Source organism: Flavobacterium sp. LM5 (assembly GCF_002017945.1).
Taxonomy (GTDB): domain Bacteria; phylum Bacteroidota; class Bacteroidia; order Flavobacteriales; family Flavobacteriaceae; genus Flavobacterium; species Flavobacterium succinicans.
Window position 1 is genome coordinate 425955 of the sequence record NZ_MUFX01000001.1, and the last position, 17703, is coordinate 443657.

At 34.7% G+C, this 17703-nt stretch carries 16 protein-coding genes; 8 read left to right on the forward strand and 8 right to left on the reverse strand.

Annotation, left to right across the window (positions count from 1 at the left end; genetic code table 11):
- Positions 1 to 230 precede the first annotated feature (230 nt).
- Together BXU11_RS01740 and BXU11_RS01745 are read left to right on the forward strand one after the other, a co-directional pair.
- The gene (locus BXU11_RS01740) at positions 231 to 1214 is read left to right on the forward strand and encodes a UDP-glucuronic acid decarboxylase family protein (protein ID WP_078212008.1); all 984 of its coding nucleotides are present in this window, start codon (positions 231 to 233) and stop codon (positions 1212 to 1214) included.
- A 24-nt stretch (positions 1215 to 1238) separates the two neighbouring features.
- Complete coding sequence (locus BXU11_RS01745; protein WP_078210798.1) at positions 1239 to 2588, forward strand: exopolysaccharide biosynthesis polyprenyl glycosylphosphotransferase; 1350 nt, start codon at positions 1239 to 1241, stop codon at positions 2586 to 2588.
- Here BXU11_RS01745 and BXU11_RS01750 read toward each other — a convergent pair.
- From BXU11_RS01750 to BXU11_RS01765, 4 genes are read right to left on the reverse strand one after another with little or no spacing between them, the layout of a single operon-like run.
- Positions 2585 to 3769: a glycosyltransferase family 4 protein gene (locus BXU11_RS01750; RefSeq protein WP_078210799.1), complete on the reverse strand. Its 1185-nt coding sequence runs from the start codon at positions 3767 to 3769 to the stop codon at positions 2585 to 2587. The genes BXU11_RS01745 and BXU11_RS01750 overlap by 4 nt on opposite strands.
- Positions 3769 to 4863 (reverse strand): non-hydrolyzing UDP-N-acetylglucosamine 2-epimerase, encoded by a 1095-nt coding sequence (wecB, locus tag BXU11_RS01755; protein WP_078210800.1) that lies wholly within the window; start codon positions 4861 to 4863, stop codon positions 3769 to 3771. Before wecB ends, BXU11_RS01750 begins: the two co-directional genes overlap by 1 nt.
- A 7-nt stretch (positions 4864 to 4870) precedes the next feature.
- On the reverse strand, positions 4871 to 5398 hold the full coding sequence (locus BXU11_RS01760; RefSeq protein ID WP_078210801.1) for an ORF6N domain-containing protein: 528 nt from the start codon (positions 5396 to 5398) through the stop codon (positions 4871 to 4873).
- Between the two features lie 32 nt (positions 5399 to 5430).
- On the reverse strand, positions 5431 to 6750 hold the full coding sequence (locus BXU11_RS01765) for a phenylacetate--CoA ligase family protein (RefSeq protein ID WP_078212009.1): 1320 nt from the start codon (positions 6748 to 6750) through the stop codon (positions 5431 to 5433).
- A 153-nt stretch (positions 6751 to 6903) separates the two neighbouring features.
- Here BXU11_RS01765 and purD point away from each other — a divergent pair, with 153 nt between their 5' ends.
- Positions 6904 to 8178, forward strand: coding sequence for a phosphoribosylamine--glycine ligase (purD, locus tag BXU11_RS01770; RefSeq protein WP_078210802.1), 1275 nt, complete (start codon positions 6904 to 6906; stop codon positions 8176 to 8178).
- 81 nt (positions 8179 to 8259) lie between these two features.
- Here the strand turns inward: purD and BXU11_RS01775 are convergent, their stop codons facing one another.
- Positions 8260 to 8490 carry a hypothetical protein gene (locus tag BXU11_RS01775; RefSeq protein WP_024980552.1) on the reverse strand — a complete coding sequence of 77 codons (231 nt, stop codon included), beginning with the start codon at positions 8488 to 8490 and terminating at the stop codon, positions 8260 to 8262.
- A 147-nt stretch (positions 8491 to 8637) separates the two neighbouring features.
- On the opposite strand from BXU11_RS01775, the gene BXU11_RS01780 reads away from it, so the two are divergent.
- Positions 8638 to 9567 (forward strand): DUF6427 family protein, encoded by a 930-nt coding sequence (locus BXU11_RS01780; protein WP_078210803.1) that lies wholly within the window; start codon positions 8638 to 8640, stop codon positions 9565 to 9567.
- 210 nt (positions 9568 to 9777) lie between these two features.
- Here BXU11_RS01780 and upp read toward each other — a convergent pair whose 3' ends face one another.
- On the reverse strand, positions 9778 to 10431 hold the full coding sequence (upp, locus tag BXU11_RS01785) for a uracil phosphoribosyltransferase (RefSeq protein WP_078210804.1): 654 nt from the start codon (positions 10429 to 10431) through the stop codon (positions 9778 to 9780).
- An 86-nt stretch (positions 10432 to 10517) separates the two neighbouring features.
- Between upp and BXU11_RS01790 the strand changes: the two genes are divergently transcribed.
- The 4 genes from BXU11_RS01790 (at position 10518) to BXU11_RS01805 (ending at position 16109) form a co-directional block, all read left to right on the forward strand.
- The gene (locus tag BXU11_RS01790; protein WP_024980555.1) at positions 10518 to 11123 is read left to right on the forward strand and encodes a DUF4254 domain-containing protein; all 606 of its coding nucleotides are present in this window, start codon (positions 10518 to 10520) and stop codon (positions 11121 to 11123) included.
- Positions 11124 to 11259: 136 nt separating this feature from the next.
- Positions 11260 to 12249, forward strand: coding sequence for a glycosyltransferase family 9 protein (locus BXU11_RS01795; protein WP_078212010.1), 990 nt, complete (start codon positions 11260 to 11262; stop codon positions 12247 to 12249).
- Between the two features lie 233 nt (positions 12250 to 12482).
- Complete coding sequence (locus BXU11_RS01800; RefSeq protein WP_078210805.1) at positions 12483 to 15266, forward strand: outer membrane beta-barrel protein; 2784 nt, start codon at positions 12483 to 12485, stop codon at positions 15264 to 15266.
- Positions 15267 to 15347: 81 nt separating this feature from the next.
- Positions 15348 to 16109, forward strand: a complete 762-nt coding sequence (locus BXU11_RS01805) for a GLPGLI family protein (RefSeq protein WP_078210806.1) — start codon at positions 15348 to 15350, stop codon at positions 16107 to 16109.
- Positions 16110 to 16198: 89 nt separating this feature from the next.
- On the opposite strand, the gene BXU11_RS01810 is transcribed toward BXU11_RS01805, so the two are convergent.
- A complete protein-coding gene (locus tag BXU11_RS01810; protein WP_078210807.1) occupies positions 16199 to 16507 on the reverse strand; it encodes a hypothetical protein in 309 nt (102 codons plus the stop codon).
- 89 nt (positions 16508 to 16596) lie between these two features.
- A complete protein-coding gene (locus BXU11_RS01815; RefSeq protein WP_078210808.1) occupies positions 16597 to 17649 on the reverse strand; it encodes a ferredoxin--NADP reductase in 1053 nt (350 codons plus the stop codon).
- Positions 17650 to 17703: the final 54 nt, after the last annotated feature.

Below are 17703 nucleotides of genomic sequence, written 5' to 3' on the forward strand. Positions count from 1 at the left end.
TGGTTGTAATTGAGTAAAAAATAATGCCAAAATGCCTGTTGTAGCTCTTTAGCCCTGGGAGTAGCGGCATCCTTTGCTTTTTTTCTTAAAAAAAGCAAAGATACAGCGGATCACGGGACGATGTAACCTAAAATGCCTTTGCTGGCTGCTTCTAGAGTAAAAGAATGGCGAGGTTTGTGGGTGAGTTTTCTTCAAATCAATTACATTTGTTATTCAATACTATGGAAGCAATGAAAAGAATACTTATCACTGGAGCAGCTGGATTTTTGGGATCGCATTTGTGTGATCGTTTTATTAAGGAAGGATATCACGTAATTGGGATGGATAACTTGATTACGGGAGATTTAAAAAATATCGAGCATTTATTCAAATTAGAACATTTTGAGTTTTATCATCACGATATTACCAAGTTTGTGCATGTTCCCGGAAAGTTGGATTATATTTTGCATTTTGCTTCGCCAGCAAGTCCTATCGATTATTTAAAAATCCCGATTCAAACCTTAAAAGTTGGGTCATTAGGCACTCATAATTTATTGGGATTGGCGAGAGTTAAAAAAGCCCGTATTCTTATCGCATCCACTTCAGAGGTATACGGAGATCCTTTAGTACATCCACAAACGGAGGAATACTATGGCAACGTAAACACCATTGGACCTCGTGGTGTGTATGATGAGGCGAAACGTTTTCAGGAATCCATTACGATGGCGTACCATACCTTTCACGGAGTAGAAACTAGAATTGTTCGTATTTTCAATACTTATGGCCCCAGAATGCGTCTCAATGATGGTCGTGTAATTCCAGCATTTATTGGACAAGCCATTCGAGGCGAAGACTTGACTATTTTTGGCGATGGGATGCAAACGCGTTCGTTTTGTTATGTAGACGATCAAGTGGAAGGCATTTTTAGATTGTTGCATTCGGATTATGTATATCCCGTAAATATTGGAAACCCAGACGAAATTACGATTAAAGATTTTGCCGAGGAAATCATCAAACTAACGGGCACTTCTCAAAAAGTGGTGTATCATCCATTGCCAATAAATGATCCTTTGCAGCGTCAACCAGATACAACCAAAGCTAAAGAATTGTTGGGTTGGGAAGCCAAAGTGAATCGTGCAGAAGGGATGAAAATCACTTATGATTATTTCAAATCGCTATCCAAAGAAGAGTTATCTAAGGAAGAACACAAGGATTTTTCGAAATATATTTTTTAATTCCAAAGCTCATTTTCATCATCAGTGAAGACCAAAACCGGTAGATATTCAGGATATATTCGACCCTTTTCCTATGTTTTGGACTGCGGAATCATTTTAGTAGCGGCTATTTATTGTACCGATTTACCTATCATATCGTTTAGTATTATTGCCTTAATTATGGCTTGGTTGGTTATTGCATCGACCTTAGGATTTTATGAAGTATATCGGTATACTAAAGTTATTGCTATTCTGAATTGTGCTTTCAAGCAGTGGATGCTATTTTCATTATTTTCGTTAGCCGTTATTTTTATCAACAATCCTAGTGCTAGTATTCAAAAGACGCTCTTTTTTAGTTCGATTGTTATAGCGGTTGTATTGTTTTTTAAATTGGAGATTTACTATTTTCTGCAAAAATTCAGAGTACTTTTTGGGGGCAATTTTAGAAAAGTGGTCCTTTTGGGTAGTCCCAAAAATATTGCGCCATTGCAACATTTTTTTACCGAAAACCCAGATTATGGTTATGTATTAAAAAAAGTATTCGACTTAGAACATCATCGTAAAGATCATATTAAGGAAAGTTGTGAGTATGTTTTGATCCATAAAATCGACGAGATGTACTGCGCGATGGACGACTTGAGCCAGAAACAAATATCTGATTTGGTTGATTTTGCCGATAATAATTTGAAGACTTTGAAGTTTATTCCCAACGAAAAACAAATCCTTTCTCGCAACTTTGTCTTTGATTATTACGATTATATTCCCGTGATATCTTTGCGAACTATTGTTTTAGATAGCGATTTGAATAAAGCTATCAAAAGAGGTTTTGATCTTGTTTTTTCCTTGCTCGTCATCATCGGAATTTTATCATGGCTTACTCCAATTTTAGCAATTATCATCAAACTAGAGTCCAAAGGACCTTTGTTTTTTGTGCAGAAAAGGAATGGACTTAACTATCGAGAATTCAATTGTTATAAATTCCGCTCCATGAACGTCAATCCAGAAGCTCATTTGGAACAAGTCTCTAAAAACGATCCAAGAATTACTCGGGTGGGACGATTTTTACGAAAAACCAGCATTGACGAATTGCCTCAATTTATTAATGTTTTTTTCGGACAAATGTCGGTAGTGGGACCAAGGCCGCATATGGTGAGTCACACCGAAATGTATGCACAACGCGTCAATAAGTTTATGGTGCGTCATTTTGTAAAACCCGGCATTACAGGTTTGGCACAAACCAAAGGCTATCGCGGCGAAGTAGAAAAAGAAACGGATATCATTCACCGAGTGAAATATGATATTTTTTATATGGAAAACTGGTCAATTTTGTTGGACATCAAAATCATTTTCATGACGATTTTCAACACCATCAAAGGCGAAGAGAAGGCATATTAAATTACATTTTCAGTTATTAATTGCTGGATTTGTTGTTCCAAATCAAATTCTTTTTGGGCAGTGGCGAATATTTCTTTTTTCATCAGTTGAATGTTGGACTTTCCAGTATCTGAAATTTTGACTAAAACCGAATTCAAGTTTTTAAAATCACCGACCGGAGCCACCCAACCTAATTTATTTTCGTGGACAATGGTTTCACCTTCGCCACCTCCGAAGTAAAGTACCGGAAATCCTAGAGCACCATATTCAAATATTTTAGAAGGAACCGAACCATAAATTCTAGTTTTTAAAGGAATGAGGGCAATGTCAAATTGTTTTAATTTTTCGTGGAGTATGTGGCGTTCCTGCATTCCATGAAAAATTATTTTTTTATCAGGATTTTTTTCCAAGAAGTCTTCAAGTGCTAGTTTTTCGGCACCATCTCCAAAAATGTGTAATTCGATATTGAGTCCCTCTAGCTTTATTTTTTGGCACAATTCTAAAACCCCTTGGGCAACACCTAATAATCCTGCGTAAAACAATTTAATGGGTTCGTTTAAATTTGTATGGATTTGAATTCCTTCCGTTTGATGATCTGGAAAGTTGCGATACAAATAGCATTTTTTCTTTGGAAATAGTTCTTTTATGTGCGCTATGATTTCGTTGGATTGTCCTAGAATCACTTCAGCTTTGGCATAAATAAAGCGTTCAAAAAACAAGGAAACTTTATGTGAAATACTCCCAGCTTTTATGGCTTTAAGTTCGATGGCTGCGGTGGGCCATAAATCGGAAACGTTCAAGAGAATGGTTTTTCTAGTAATCCAAAGTGCCAAAACCGCGACAAACGAAAGCAAGAGCGGAGGCGATTGTACAATGACTTTTTGAGGTGTTTTTTTGAAGAGTATATTCAAAAAAAGCATACTCGAAAACGATAAAACTGAGAGTGTTCTCTTGAAGATGTTTTTGCTTACACTCGGATAAATCCAAAGACGTTTGACGGTAATGTTTTGCCTGTTTTCTACAACCGAAAATTTACCTTTATACTCAGGAAATAATTCGCCTTTTGGGTAATTTCCCAAAGGACAAAGAACCGTTACTTTATAATTATTTTGACTCAGTTTCAAAGCCAATTGCTCAATTCTATTGGCGGCGGCTCCTTTTTCTGGCGGATAATAATTGGATATAATGAGAATGTCTTTCATTAGATTTGAAGTAAAATAGCAACAATTCGTTCCGAAGCTTTTCCGTCCCAAAGCTCAGGAATTCCATATGTTTTTTTAGAAGTACTTTCTTTGTTTAAAAACGCTTCAAAGTGCTTTTCTAGATTTTTTATAGAAGTTCCTACCAAAGTATTTGTGCCAATGGTTTGGGTTTCGGGACGTTCGGTGTTGTCGCGCATAGTAAAACACGGAATGCCCAAAACGGTTGTTTCTTCTGAAATTCCGCCTGAATCCGTAATCACAGCAAAACTATTTTTGATGAGAAACATAAAGTTCAAATAACCTTGTGGCTCCACAAAAAGAATGTTTTTTAGATCTAAATTTCTTTCTCCTAAAATAGCTTTGGTTCGAGGATGAATCGGAAAAATTACTTTTTTATCACCAGCTAATTTATCAATGCCCAAAAGCAATTGAATTAGCGATTGTTCTTCGTCCACGTTGGAAGGGCGGTGGAGGGTAAGAATGATATAATTTCCAGTTTTTAAATTAAATTCTTTCCAAAAAGCAGGTTCCGTTATCCGATTCAAATTTTGGTATAAAGTGTCTATCATCACGTTGCCCACAAAATGAATTTGAGAGGAATCGACACCATTTTTTAATAAATTTTCAGCTGCAGAAGTGGAGGTGGTAAAGAAATAATCGGTAATGCTATCGGTTACAATTCGGTTGATTTCTTCGGGCATAGTCAGATCCCCCGAACGGATTCCAGCCTCAACATGGGCGACTTTTATATTTTGTTTTTTGGCGACAATCGCACAAGCCATCGTCGAATTGACATCGCCCACCACCAACACTAAATCGCAGGGATTGTCTATCATTTCTTTTTCAAAAGCGATTAGGATGGCTGCCGTTTGTTCTGCTTGCGAACCACTTTTTACTTCTAAATTGGCATTAGGTTTTGGAATATTTAGTTCTTCAAAAAAAGTATCACTCAAATTTTTGTCATAATGCTGTCCGGTATGAATTAGCCGATACGATATTTTGTATCCTTCTTTTTGTTTTTTTTCGATTGCTTTTATTAACGGTGCAATCTTAATGAAGTTGGGTCTTGCTCCTGCAATTATGGTGATTTTCATTTTTTGTCTATTTTTTATACCCAATCGTTGTTTTCTTTGGTTCGTTCTCTTTTTTCTCAGTCAACTCATCCAAATACGAAAAAACCAATTCAATATTCTTGTCGTGATTTTCTAGTTTTTTCTGAATCTGCAGGATGTCTATTTTTAGCTCCGTAGTGTCCAAAAGCATTTGTCTTACTTTGGCAAAGATGCGCATAATTTGGATATTCACCTGAATGGCTTTATCGCTTTTTAATATACTCGATAACATTAAAACACCGTGTTCGGTGAAAGCCATCGGTAAATAGCGCAAGCCCATCTTATCCGAATTGGAGATCACAAATTGTGACCTCCAATTTTCAAACTCTGATTTAGTAAGCTCAAACATAAAATCTTCTGGAAACCGTGATATATTTCTTTTTACAGCTTGCTTTAAAACTCTAGTTTCAATCCCGTAAAGTGTAGCCAAATCACGATCCAGCATCACTTTTTGGTTACGGATAAAGTATATTTTGTTAGCAATAGTTTCTTCCGAAAGTAGCGAATTGATAGTCATAGGTTCTCTTTTGAAAACACTAATATACGATTTTATTTACTTTTTAAAAATGAAGTAAACTGCTTCAATTTCCCACGTTGACTCCGTTCAAGCTTTTCTTTTCGAATGAAACTAAAAATTAATCCACTTTCTAAATACAAGGCTATCGCACTTTCAATTTTTTGAATTTGTGCTGTGGTCAAATCGGTTGGACTTACATATTCAATTTCAAACGAATCGATTTGGGTTTGTTTGATGATAAATTCTTTGATAGTACCGTCGTCTTCTATGATGCTTTTGGTTACATAATAAAAAGTCAGTCCTGGTGATTTTTTTCCACTTGGTAATTGAGCCACATCATTGGTTCGCCCAATTAGTTGTTTGAGAATAGGTTTTTTTGGAGTGCTTTTTTCATCCAAAATACCAATATCACCCAAGTCATAGCGAATAAAAGGATGCGCTTTATTGAAGAGAGAAGTAATCACAATTCGTCCAGGTGTTCCATTCGGAACCGCTTGATTGTTTTCGTCCAAAATTTCTACAAACAAGGTTTCAGCGTTGACTTGCCATTCTCCATCTTGATTTTGAAAAGCAATCAAATCCAACTCAGAGGCACCGTATTCATTAACTACTGGGATTCCAAATTGCTTTTCTAATAAGGTTTTGTCTTCCGGGAAAAGCATTTCTGAAGTGACTACACACACCTTCAGCGTTGGACAAATCGTTTTGAGCACTATGTTTTTTTGCTGTAAAAATTTGGCAAACAAAACAATCGAAGAAGTATAGCCATTGATATAATTGAATTTTTTGGTCTCGAATGGTTTCAAAAATCCTTCTAAAATAGTATCCGACAAATCAAAAATTGGAAAGCGATAGCGATGACTCAAAAAGTCTTTCAATCGTTCTTTTCTATAGCCCAAAAAATCCATCGGAATGCCGTAAAATCGGGCTTGATAGGAGCTGTTAAAATCGATACCGTGCCAACCGAATCGTGTAATATTCGATGCCCAAGTTAGCGCATGGGCGTATTTGTCTTTGGCAAAAACAAAAGGAGTTCCACTTGAGCCGGAGGTTTTATTGAGATAAACATTTTTGGTTGTAAAGTCTTTCGACAAACGTTCCGCCAATGGTTTTTGAAGATGATATTTGTTCAAAACAGGTAAATCATTCCAGTTTTCAATGCTTGTTTTGCCAACCAATGTTTTATAAAAAGCATTGTTCTCTAAATGATACGCCACAATTTCCTTCTTTTTTTTGGCTAAAAAGGCCTGGTGTTCGGTATCGGATAATTTAAAAATGGTATCCAATTCCAATTCTGCTTCACGAATTGGGAAACCATTAAGTCGAAGGGTTAAATTAAAAAGACGAAACATTGCATAAAATTTTATCAAAAATAAACTATCTAAGTGGGCATCGGTAGATATACACGAACTTTTTACAATTAAATTATTTTTTACGTTCAAAAGCAATTATTTTTGCATCACTTCTTTAAAAGGAGAAAAATCAACACAATAAACCACTACAACATGAATATTTTACTATTAGGTTCCGGCGGAAGAGAACACGCTTTTGCTTGGAAAATGACTCAAAGTCCACTTTGTGACACGCTATTTGTGGCGCCTGGAAATGCAGGAACAGCAACGATAGCAACCAATTTAGATTTTAGCGCTACAGATTTTGAAGCCATCAAAGCCGTAGTGATAAAAGAAAACATAGAAATGGTAGTCGTAGGGCCAGAAGACCCATTAGTAAAAGGCGTGTATGATTTCTTTTTGAATGATGCCGATTTAAAACACATCCCTGTTATTGGCCCATCAAAAGTGGGAGCACAACTAGAAGGAAGTAAGGAATTTGCTAAAGAATTCATGATGAAGCACCAAGTTCCTACTGCAGCTTACGATAGTTTTACAGCCGAAACAGTAGAAAAAGGGTGCGAATTTTTAGCGACACTTCAACCGCCATACGTTCTTAAAGCCGATGGATTAGCTGCTGGAAAAGGCGTTTTAATTATTCAGGATTTAGCCGAAGCCCAAACCGAATTACGTAACATGTTGGTAGGTCAAAAATTTGGCGCTGCAAGTTCAAAAGTAGTTATCGAGGAATTTTTGGACGGAATTGAATTGAGTTGTTTTGTATTAACCGATGGTAAAAGCTACAAAATTTTGCCCACCGCCAAAGATTACAAACGCATTGGTGAAGGGGACACGGGATTGAACACTGGCGGAATGGGAGCGGTTTCTCCTGTGCCTTATGTAGATGATGTTTTGATGGAAAAAATTGAAACGCGAATTGTACAACCTACCATTGCTGGTTTGCAAAAAGATGGCATTCCGTACAAAGGTTTTGTGTTTATTGGTTTGATTAACGTGAATAATGAACCGATTGTAATTGAGTATAATGTTCGTATGGGGGATCCAGAAACAGAAGTTGTTATTCCTCGATTGAAGTCAGATTTAGTGGAGTTGTTTTTGGCAGTAGCCAATGAAAAACTAGACGAATTCAATTTAGAAGTTGATGAAAGAAGCGCTACTACCGTAATGCTAGTTTCAGGAGGTTATCCAGAAGATTTCGAGAAAGGGAAAGTAATTTCAGGATTAGAAAAAGTTGAAAACTCTATTGTTTTTCATGCGGGTACCAAATTAGACAACGGAGCTGTTGTTACTAATGGTGGACGCGTAATGGCGATTACTTCTTACGGTGCTACTTTTCAAGAAGCGTTACAGCAATCTTATGATAATGTCTCTAAAATTCAATTCGAGAAAATGAATTATAGAAAAGACATCGGATTCGATTTGATCTAGAAATAATGATACAACAAAGCCCAGTAATGTCAACAACTACTGGGCTTTTTTTATTTTAGATCTTAAAAAATGAAGCGGTTCTTATTTTAAGAAAGAATGTGCTGTTGTGTCTTGATTTTCAGTTCCTGCTTCATCAAAAATTTGTAATTGCTTGATCCAATACACCATGGCAGCAGCACAAATGATCATAAATACCCAGTTGATCGTGTTGGCACCAAACCAAGAAATAAGCTCTAAATCACGTAACCAATCCAATGGTTTTAATAAAATGTCTACAAATAAAAATTGTATGGCTTCAAAAAATGCTTTCATAATAGTATGATATTTAATAATATATTTTGGTTTTGTTAGTTTGAAAGAAACTGGTCCATCAAATATTCTAATAATCTTTGGTCGCTTGCGTCCTTCGTTTTTTAAACATGTATTATATTTACAGTCACAAAAGTATAAAATATCCTTATGATTACAAGTGTTTTTAAAAAATCTACTCCATTAAATTATTCGCTAGTAGCAATATTGATGTTGTTTTTCTTTTTAGTGTATCAATCTCAAGAAATAGCTAGCCTTAATTCTGTAGTATTGATTACAGAAAAAGTATTTGTATTCTTATTTTTGATAGGCACACTTTTTATTACCAATTTTATTTCTAAAAAGAATGGATTGAGCAAAGACAGTACCTACACGGTTTTGTTTTTCTTTTTGTTCCTTCTTTTTATACCCTCGATATTCAATAATCTAAAGCTTGTTGTAACTAATTTGTTATTGCTTCTCGGCCTTCGTCGCTTACTTTCATTACAGTCCTTGAAAGCAGCTAAAGAAAAAATATTTGATGCGTCACTTTGGATATTGTTGGCCTCTATCGTTCAACCTTGGTGTATATTGTTGCTGTTGTTGGTTTTTATTTCCGTATTTTTTCATGTTTCCAATGACTATAGAAATTGGGTTGTGCCATTTATTGCGTTGTTAGCCGTGTCTATTGGTTTTTTGGTTTTCATCACTATTCAAGAAACTACCATTCAAGAATTTTGGCTAGACAAGTTGTATGTGGATCTTTCTCTGAATTATTTCACCAACATTTATCAAAATTGGGCTTTTTCTATATTGGTTACTATAGCCCTTTTTTTCTTGGTAATCATGTTGTTTTCTTATGGCAGTAAACCACAATTACTACATAGTTCCTATAAAAAAATCATTGCATTTTTTGTATTGGCTTTGGCTGTTTTTTTTCTGTCGCCTGGCAAGAATAACGAGTTGTTGTTGTTTACTTTCGCACCATTGTCCATAATGGCGAACAACGCATTAGAAGTTTTTCAACAAAAGTTAAAGCAAGAAATGATATTAGGAGTGTTAATGCTATGCAGCTTGGTACTTTTTTTCACGCAAGTATAATTCCTTTAACGCTATACTAAACCATATATTTTTTTAATCTCAATAGTTGGGCTTTACCACAAGGGTCGGGCTCTTACGTTACAATCTTTTTGAGGTAGAAAAAGCCTCAAAAAGGATTTTCACTGCAAACGAAGTTCACTGAATTCCTATGAAAATAGTATGAGTGAAGTAATCCCTAACGCAAAAGGTTGCATCCAATAGCATTGCATTTTATAATTTAACGCCATAGGCCAAATCGCCAGCATCACCCAATCCGGGAACGATATAACTTTTTTCGTTTAACTTTTCGTCTATGGAGCCCACCCATAAATGACAATTGCTTGGCAAATGTTCTTTTAAGTAAGCAATTCCTTCAGGCGCAGCAATAACCACCGCAATGTGAAGCGACGACGGGTTTTTAGTCGCCATTATTTTTTTGTACACTGCTACAATCGATTGTCCGGTGGCCAACATCGGATCCACTAATACTACGGTTTTTTGATCAATGTCGGCTATGGCTTGGTATTCAACTAAAATATCAAAGGAATCATCATTATTTGGATGATGACGATAAGCAGAAATAAATCCATTTTCTGCGGCATCAAAATAGTTCAAAAAACCATTGTGTAAGGTCAATCCCGCTCTTAAAATAGAACAAATAACCACAGGATCTTTTATAGCTGTTGTTGATTTTATTCCCAAAGGCGTTGGAATAGTTACGGATTCATAGGGAAGAATTTTACTCAATTCATAGGCCATGATTTCGCCAATGCGTTCTATATTTCTTCGAAAACGCATGCTGTCTTTTTGAACATCAACAGCTCTAATTTGTGCCAAAAAATGATTTAAAACACTATTGGATTCTGATAAATTATGAATTTGCATGAGATTCGAATTTGGATTTGAATTTTATTGATATTTTTTATGGTATAAAAGTATAAAAAGTATCTTTGTCTTTTAAATTTATAAATATGTTTTCAAAATTAGCGTATTCCGTATTCGAGCAAAGCATCAAAGATTATCATCAATTTGATAGCGTCGATCAACCTATAAACAATCCATTTCCAAAAGAAAAATTCGAACATTTATTATACTTGAAAAACTGGATTGACACTGTACAATGGCATTATGAAGACATCATCCGTGATCCGAATATCGATCCAGTTGCAGCTTTGACTTTGAAAAGAAAAATCGATGCTTCGAATCAAGAACGTACCGATATGGTAGAATACATCGATAGTTATTTTCTTCAAAAATACAGCGGTGTAGCGGTAAAAGATTCAGCAAAAATCAATTCTGAAAGTCCAGCTTGGGCATTTGACCGTTTATCAATTTTAGCTTTGAAAATTTATCATATGAACGAAGAAGCGACTCGTGCTGAAGCTTCTCAGGAACACAGAGACAATTGTCAAACCAAGTTAAATATTCTTTTAGAACAAAGAACTGATTTGTCTACAGCCATCGACGATTTGTTGCAAGATATTGAAAACGGTGACAAATTCATGAAAGTGTACAAGCAAATGAAAATGTACAACGACGATGATTTAAATCCTGTTTTGTATCAAAATAAGAAATAAAACAAAATAATGGAACCATTAAGAAATTAAGAAAATTTAGCCAAGCTTTATGAACTTACTTTCTTAATGGTTTTTTAATGCCTTAGTTCTATTGTCAAAAAAAATTCAACATATCGCGATTATCCGACTTTCGGCTATGGGAGACGTGGCGATGACCGTTCCTGTTATTCGTGCTTTTGCTCAGCAGTATCCCAAAGTAAAAATTACAATGGTCTCTCGACCTTTTTTTCAACCTTTCTTTGAAGAGATTCCCAACCTTACTTTTTTTGCTTTTGACGAAAAAGTAAAACACAAAGGATTTTTGGGGCTAGTACGTCTTTTTCGTGAGTTGCATTCGCTTAAAATAGATGCTTTCGTAGATTTACACAATGTACTTCGTTCTCAGGTCGTGCGAACCCTTTTTAGGATATCTGGAAAACAAGTGGTAGCCGTAGATAAAGGCAGAGCTGGCAAAAAAGCCCTAACACGTCCTGAAAATAAGGTTTTCAAACCCCTGACCACGATGTTTGAAAGACATCGCCAAGTTTTTAAAGAACTGGGTTTTACTTTAGATTTATCCAATCCTATTTTTCCTGAAAAAGCGGTTTTATCCGATGAGATCTTGAAAATCATTGGCAATCCGTCTAAAAAATTAATTGGTATTGCTCCTTTTGCTCAATATGAATCGAAAGTCTATCCTTTGGATTTAATGCAGGAAGTCATTTCAAAATTAGCAGTTAATCAAGACCAAACTATTTTGCTTTTTGGTGGCGGAAAAAAAGAAAAGGAGCTGTTGGATACCTTGGCAAAACCATTTGATAATGTAATTAACATAGCAGGAAAAATCAAGTTTACACAAGAACTACAATTGATTAGTAACCTTGATGTAATGTTGTCTATGGATTCAGGCAATGCACATATTGCCGCGATGTTGGGCGTAAAAGTCATTACACTCTGGGGAGCAACCCATCCTTACGCTGGTTTTTCGCCCTTTAACCAACCCTTAGAAAATACCTTGGTGGCTGATAGAAATCTGTTTCCAAAGTTACCTACTTCGGTATATGGAAATAAAAAAGTAGAAGGCTATGAAGATGCTATGCGCACGATTGCTGTTGATTCTATTTTAAAAGCTTTGAAATTGTTATAAGTAAGTAATTTAAGTTGCATTCTTAGTTAATCCTAATATTACCTTAGTGTTTTATTGAAAGAATAATTTTATCAATTTTTTAACTAATAGTTTTTAATTAATTCGTATTAAAAATACTACTTTGGCTCGCTGTGAGTTTGCTCTTACAAGTAAGAGTTAAATTTAAGCGAATAGAGCATTTTTTAGATGCTTTGTTATCGTGAAATTTTAATACAATTAAACAGAAACTATTTATGCAAAGAATTACAGGATTAATAACAATTTTGTTTTTATGTTCATTTTCAGTCTTTTCTCAACAATCACATCTCTCGGGTACTCTAACCGATGGAAATGAAAAAGCACCCGTTTACAATTCAGTTGTTGCTTTATTAACTCCCGTAGATTCTATTTTATATAAGTTTACCCGTTCCGATAAAAAGGGAAATTTTAATTTTAAAAATGTAAAAGCAGGAAACTATATCCTGATGACTTCACATTATCAATATGCCGATTATGTAGACCCTATAATTATTAAGGAAAACGAAAATAAGTTGGAAACGATTGCTTTGAAAAGCAAGATAGAACTACTCCGTGAAGTGGTTATAAAAACCGGTTCGATCAGAATTAAAGGGGATACTACCAGTTACAGAGCAAGTGATTTTGTTGTTAGTGAAAACGCAAACGTAGAAGAGCTTTTAAAAAAATTACCTGGAATACAAGTAGATAAAAATGGAACCATAAAAGCTATGGGTGAAACGGTGCAAAAAGTTTTGGTAGATGGTGAAGAATTTTTTGGAGATGACCCAGGTATGGCGGTAAAAAACTTACGAGCCGATGCAGTAAAAGAAGTACAAGTTTTTGATAAGAAAAGTGATCAAGCCGAATTTACAGGAATTGACGATGGTAACACCAAAAAAACAATTAATTTAAAATTAAAAGAGGATAAGAAGAAAGGATATTTTGGTAAAATAGACGGAGCCAATGAGCCATTTACAGCTGCTGATTCCCGATACAATACTAATCTTATGTTTAGTAGTTTTAAAGGCAAAAGAAAACTATCTGCATTTTTACTAAACGGGAATACTGGTCAAGATGGACTAGGTTGGGAGGATAGTGAAAAATTTGGATCTCGCGATGACAGTTTTAGTATGAACATGGATGATGATGGTAATGTAAATTATGAATGGGCAGGAGATAATAATGATGATGAGCCTTACGTAGATTCTCAAAATGGATTTATCAAAAACACGAATGCAGGAGTACAATACTCTAATAAGTGGAATGAGAAACAAAATTTGAATGTATCTCCAAAATTCAATAAGCAAATTTATACTAATAATAATAGTAGATTTTCTCAAACACAAGTTGGAGAAACCCAATTGAATGTGGATGAATCGACAGTAACAAACGTAAATAGAAGCAATTTTAAACTCAAAGCTATTTATGATGTAAAATTAGATTCAGTAAATTCTTTGAAAATTACAGCCAACTCAAATTTTTATGATACCGAAAGTGATGACTTTAAAAAAGGAATTACAACAGGAAATGGTGGTATATTGAAGAATGAACAACAGCGTGCTTTCATCACAAATTCCGATAAAACTGCATTGTCTACAAGTATTTTGTTCAAACATAAATTTGCTAAACCGCGTCGAACGTTTGCTGTAAATAGTAGTTGGAATATGTTGAGTACCAACTCTAATAATTTTTTAAAATCTTCAAATGATAGTTATATCGATGGTGTTTTTGATACAAAAAATGATATAAATCAAAATAAAATTGGTGATAGAACCAATGAAAATTTTTCAGCTAGTTTTAGTTATTCAGAACCTATTGCTAAACAATTCTCCCTTCAGTTCGCTTATCAAATTGCTTATGATACAGGGAAAAACAACTTTTATACCTATGATTTTTCAGCAAATACAGGAAAGTATGATCAATTGGTTGCTTCATTGTCGAATGAATTTGACCAAGCAATAATTACTCACAGACCCAATTTAAAATTGAGTTACAATGCTAAAAGATTCAATTATAGTGTAGGAAGTGGTTTTGGCTTTACTTCTTTTGATTTGTTTGATAAAACGATGGTAAAACAATACAAACGCAACTATACTAACTTTTTTCCTTCTGCAAGTTTCTCATTCAAGTATAAAGGCAATAGCAACTTAAGGTTTAAATATCAAGGATCAACCATTCAGCCTACTCTTGATCAATTGCAACCGTTAAGAAATAATCAAGATTTTTTTAATCAAACACTAGGGAATCCGGATTTAAAGCAATCTTTTACAAATAAAATAGAAATATTCCAACATAGTTATGATATGTTGACGGAAACTCAATTTTATCAAGGACTTTATTTTAACACAACGACAAATGCTATTATTTATAGTAGTATAGTCGATCCAGAATCAGCTAAAACCATTTCTAAACCTATTAATTCTAATGGAAATTTCTCAGGGAATATTTATTTAGGATACGGATTAAAACTCAAGAAAATAGATGTCAGAGCTGATTTCAGTCCCTTTTTTGGGTTTAATAAAACAGCCCAAAGTATTAATGAAAAATTAGGTAGTGCTGAGAATTTAAATACCGGATTTTCGATTTATTTAAACAAGTCCAAACAAAAGCAATACGATATTACTGTAAGCAATAGGTTTACCTATAATCGAAACAGTACTACTCAAAACAGTGAAATTAAATCGTTCAACGTTAATGCTTTGAGCTTAGACATGGGCGTTTATTTTGCCGAAAAATGGAAACTATCTACTGATTATAGTTTAAATACAAGACAAAAAACGGTTGATTTTCAAGACAATCTAACCAATCAATTGTGGAATGCTAGATTACAACGTACTTTTAAAAACGACGAATTTACGGCCTATTTTATGGTACGCGATATTTTGAATCAAAACATAGGCATACAAAGAAATATTTCTGGAAATACCATTAGTCAGGAACAAAACGATAGGCTAAAAAGATATGCTATGATAGGTTTTACCTGGAATTTTAAAAATAAAGGTGAAATAGAGAAAAAATAGATTACTTGCTAATTAGGTTATAATAAGTAAAAATCCCAATGAATACTACAACTTGTAACCTTAACTCATAACTTAAAAACAATGAAAACAATAATTTTTTTTATAACAGCACTCTTTTTTACAATAACATCAACTGCTCAGCAATTTATAGATAAAGCTGTAATTGAATATGAAGTAAATACCAATCTAAAAAAGACGATGAGCAACGATAGTTGGGATGAGATGATGAAGGACAATCTTTCGGACCTTAAAATTTCTTATTTCAACTACACTTTTGCCGATAATAAAAGCGTATTTAAATTTGATAGATGGAGTCCAAAAACAAGAATTCCAAAATACCTTAAAGATTCAGATGAAGAAAACAGCTGGTATTTTGATTTTAATTTAGGAATATTCAATATGCAAAAGCAAATTATAGGTACTAATTTTGTTGTATCTGATAGTATTCCAAAAATTGAATGGAAGATTACGAACGAAAACCGAGAAATTGCGGGTTATAATTGCAGAAAAGCAGTTGGTAAAATACTGGATGACGTCTATGTATTTGCATTTTACACTGATGAAATTACGATTTCTGGTGGTCCAGTTTCAATAAGTGGTTTGCCTGGTATGATTTTAGGGCTTACCATTCCACGACTATATACTTCTTATGTAGCTACTAAAGTAGATGTCTCAGTTAAAGATACTACCATTATAAAACCCATTGCAGCCAAAAAAACATATGACGTAATAGGTTTAAAATCGTTGATGGAAGAGAAAACAAAGGAATGGTTTACCTATGGTGAGGATAAAGAAGAAAACAAAAGACAAAAAAATATGTTCTTGTGGAATGCTTTTTTATAGTAATCAGTAATAAAAATTGCAAATTCCAAAAGTTATAGCTCTTGGAATTTGGAATTTTTTTATTGGGATTTGATGAATTTGGAATTTCATCATAAATAAATCTTCTCATCTCGACAGCGTTCAAGGATATACCTTTTCAAATTCGAAATTGTGGCTTGATAATTCGGAGCTTCATAACCAAAACGCTCGTGTTCCATTTGTTCTTTCTCGATAGCGTTGCAACCTTTGAGCACTTCTTTCAGCATATCGAGCATCGCCAATTCTTTGTTCTTGGCTTGTTGAAATTTGAATTCCACAATTTCATCTTGCAAGGCTTCGCAATAGTCCATCAATTCTAACACTTCAGGTTCATCCAAAAGATAGTCTTTGTTTTTAAAAATTTCACGTATCGATTTCATAAAACGCAGCTAATTTCAGTTTCAACAATCAATAATAGCATTCAAAATAACGGACTAACGACTAAGGACTGACCACTGAATACTATCTATTACACATCATCAAAATCCACACGAAGTGTCGCTGATGTTGGATAGGCTTGACAACTTAGAATTAAACCTTCGGCAATTTCATCATCAGAAAGAATTGAATTTTTCTTCATTTCGGCAGTACCTTCGGTGATACGACATAAACAGCTGCTGCAAATTCCACCTTGGCAAGAATAAGGAGCATCGATACCTTGTTTAAGAGTCGCTTCAAGTAGGGTTTGTTTGGCCGACATTTCGAAAGTAGTTTCTTCGTCGTCTACCAATACGGTAATAGTAGTGTGACCATCTATAGCTGCAGAAATGGTCTTTTCTTGTGTAGAAGAAGTAAACAATTCAAACTTAATAGCCGATTCTTTTACATTTTTCTCTTTTAAGATTGTAGAAACGGTTGTAATCATTTCTTCTGGACCGCATAAAAAGTACTTGTCGAAATTCAAAGCGGCGTGTTTTTGCGTAAGCACAGCATTCACAACCGATTTGTCAATTCGGCCAAAAAAGCCTTCTCCAGCGTGTACTTTGCTGTAAACATAATGTACGAAAAGACGTCCAACATATTGCAATTGCAAGTCGTGTAATTCTTGATGAAAGATGGTTTCTTCAGGAGTTTTATTACCGTAAACCAATACAAAAGAACTTTTTGGTTCGCTTTTTAATACCGATTTTAAGATAGAAATTACAGGAGTGATTCCGCTACCTGCTACAAAAGCAGCGTAGTTTCTTTGACGCTCGGCATCAGGAGTGAAGGTGAATTTCCCCTCAGGTTGTCCTACTTCGAGTACGTCTCCCGCTTTTAATCGGCTAGTGGCAAATTGAGAGAATAGTCCATTTTTTACCGCTTTTACGGCAATGCGCAACTCGCCACTTTCAGGAGCAGAACAAATAGAATAAGCTCTGCGAATCTCTTGATTGTCTAGGGTTAAACGCAAGTTAAGGTATTGTCCTGCGGTAAAAGTATAATTGGAGGTAAGTTCTTCTGGGACATTAAAAAGTATGGAAACGGCGTCTTTGGTTTCGCGTTTTACTTCTTTGATAAGGAGTTTTAAAAAGGATGGCATAGGTTAATTTTTTTTACAAAGATAGCAAAGACCATAACTTGGATAGCGCAACCG

What these genes read in the sequence shown, in the direction of transcription:
- BXU11_RS01740 (WP_078212008.1), top strand. Translation starts at nt 231, where the DNA reads ATGAAAAGAATACTTATCACTGGAGCAGCTGGATTTTTGGGATCGCAT.
- BXU11_RS01750 (WP_078210799.1), bottom strand. Translation starts at nt 3,769, where the DNA reads ATGAAAGACATTCTCATTATATCCAATTATTATCCGCCAGAAAAAGGA.
- wecB (WP_078210800.1), bottom strand. Translation starts at nt 4,863, where the DNA reads ATGAAAATCACCATAATTGCAGGAGCAAGACCCAACTTCATTAAGATT.
- BXU11_RS01760 (WP_078210801.1), bottom strand. Translation starts at nt 5,398, where the DNA reads ATGACTATCAATTCGCTACTTTCGGAAGAAACTATTGCTAACAAAATA.
- BXU11_RS01765 (WP_078212009.1), bottom strand. Translation starts at nt 6,750, where the DNA reads ATGTTTCGTCTTTTTAATTTAACCCTTCGACTTAATGGTTTCCCAATT.
- purD (WP_078210802.1), top strand. Translation starts at nt 6,904, where the DNA reads ATGAATATTTTACTATTAGGTTCCGGCGGAAGAGAACACGCTTTTGCT.
- BXU11_RS01775 (WP_024980552.1), bottom strand. Translation starts at nt 8,490, where the DNA reads ATGAAAGCATTTTTTGAAGCCATACAATTTTTATTTGTAGACATTTTA.
- BXU11_RS01780 (WP_078210803.1), top strand. Translation starts at nt 8,638, where the DNA reads ATGATTACAAGTGTTTTTAAAAAATCTACTCCATTAAATTATTCGCTA.
- upp (WP_078210804.1), bottom strand. Translation starts at nt 10,431, where the DNA reads ATGCAAATTCATAATTTATCAGAATCCAATAGTGTTTTAAATCATTTT.
- BXU11_RS01790 (WP_024980555.1), top strand. Translation starts at nt 10,518, where the DNA reads ATGTTTTCAAAATTAGCGTATTCCGTATTCGAGCAAAGCATCAAAGAT.
- BXU11_RS01795 (WP_078212010.1), top strand. Translation starts at nt 11,260, where the DNA reads ATGGGAGACGTGGCGATGACCGTTCCTGTTATTCGTGCTTTTGCTCAG.
- BXU11_RS01800 (WP_078210805.1), top strand. Translation starts at nt 12,483, where the DNA reads ATGCAAAGAATTACAGGATTAATAACAATTTTGTTTTTATGTTCATTT.
- BXU11_RS01805 (WP_078210806.1), top strand. Translation starts at nt 15,348, where the DNA reads ATGAAAACAATAATTTTTTTTATAACAGCACTCTTTTTTACAATAACA.
- BXU11_RS01810 (WP_078210807.1), bottom strand. Translation starts at nt 16,507, where the DNA reads ATGAAATCGATACGTGAAATTTTTAAAAACAAAGACTATCTTTTGGAT.
- BXU11_RS01815 (WP_078210808.1), bottom strand. Translation starts at nt 17,649, where the DNA reads ATGCCATCCTTTTTAAAACTCCTTATCAAAGAAGTAAAACGCGAAACC.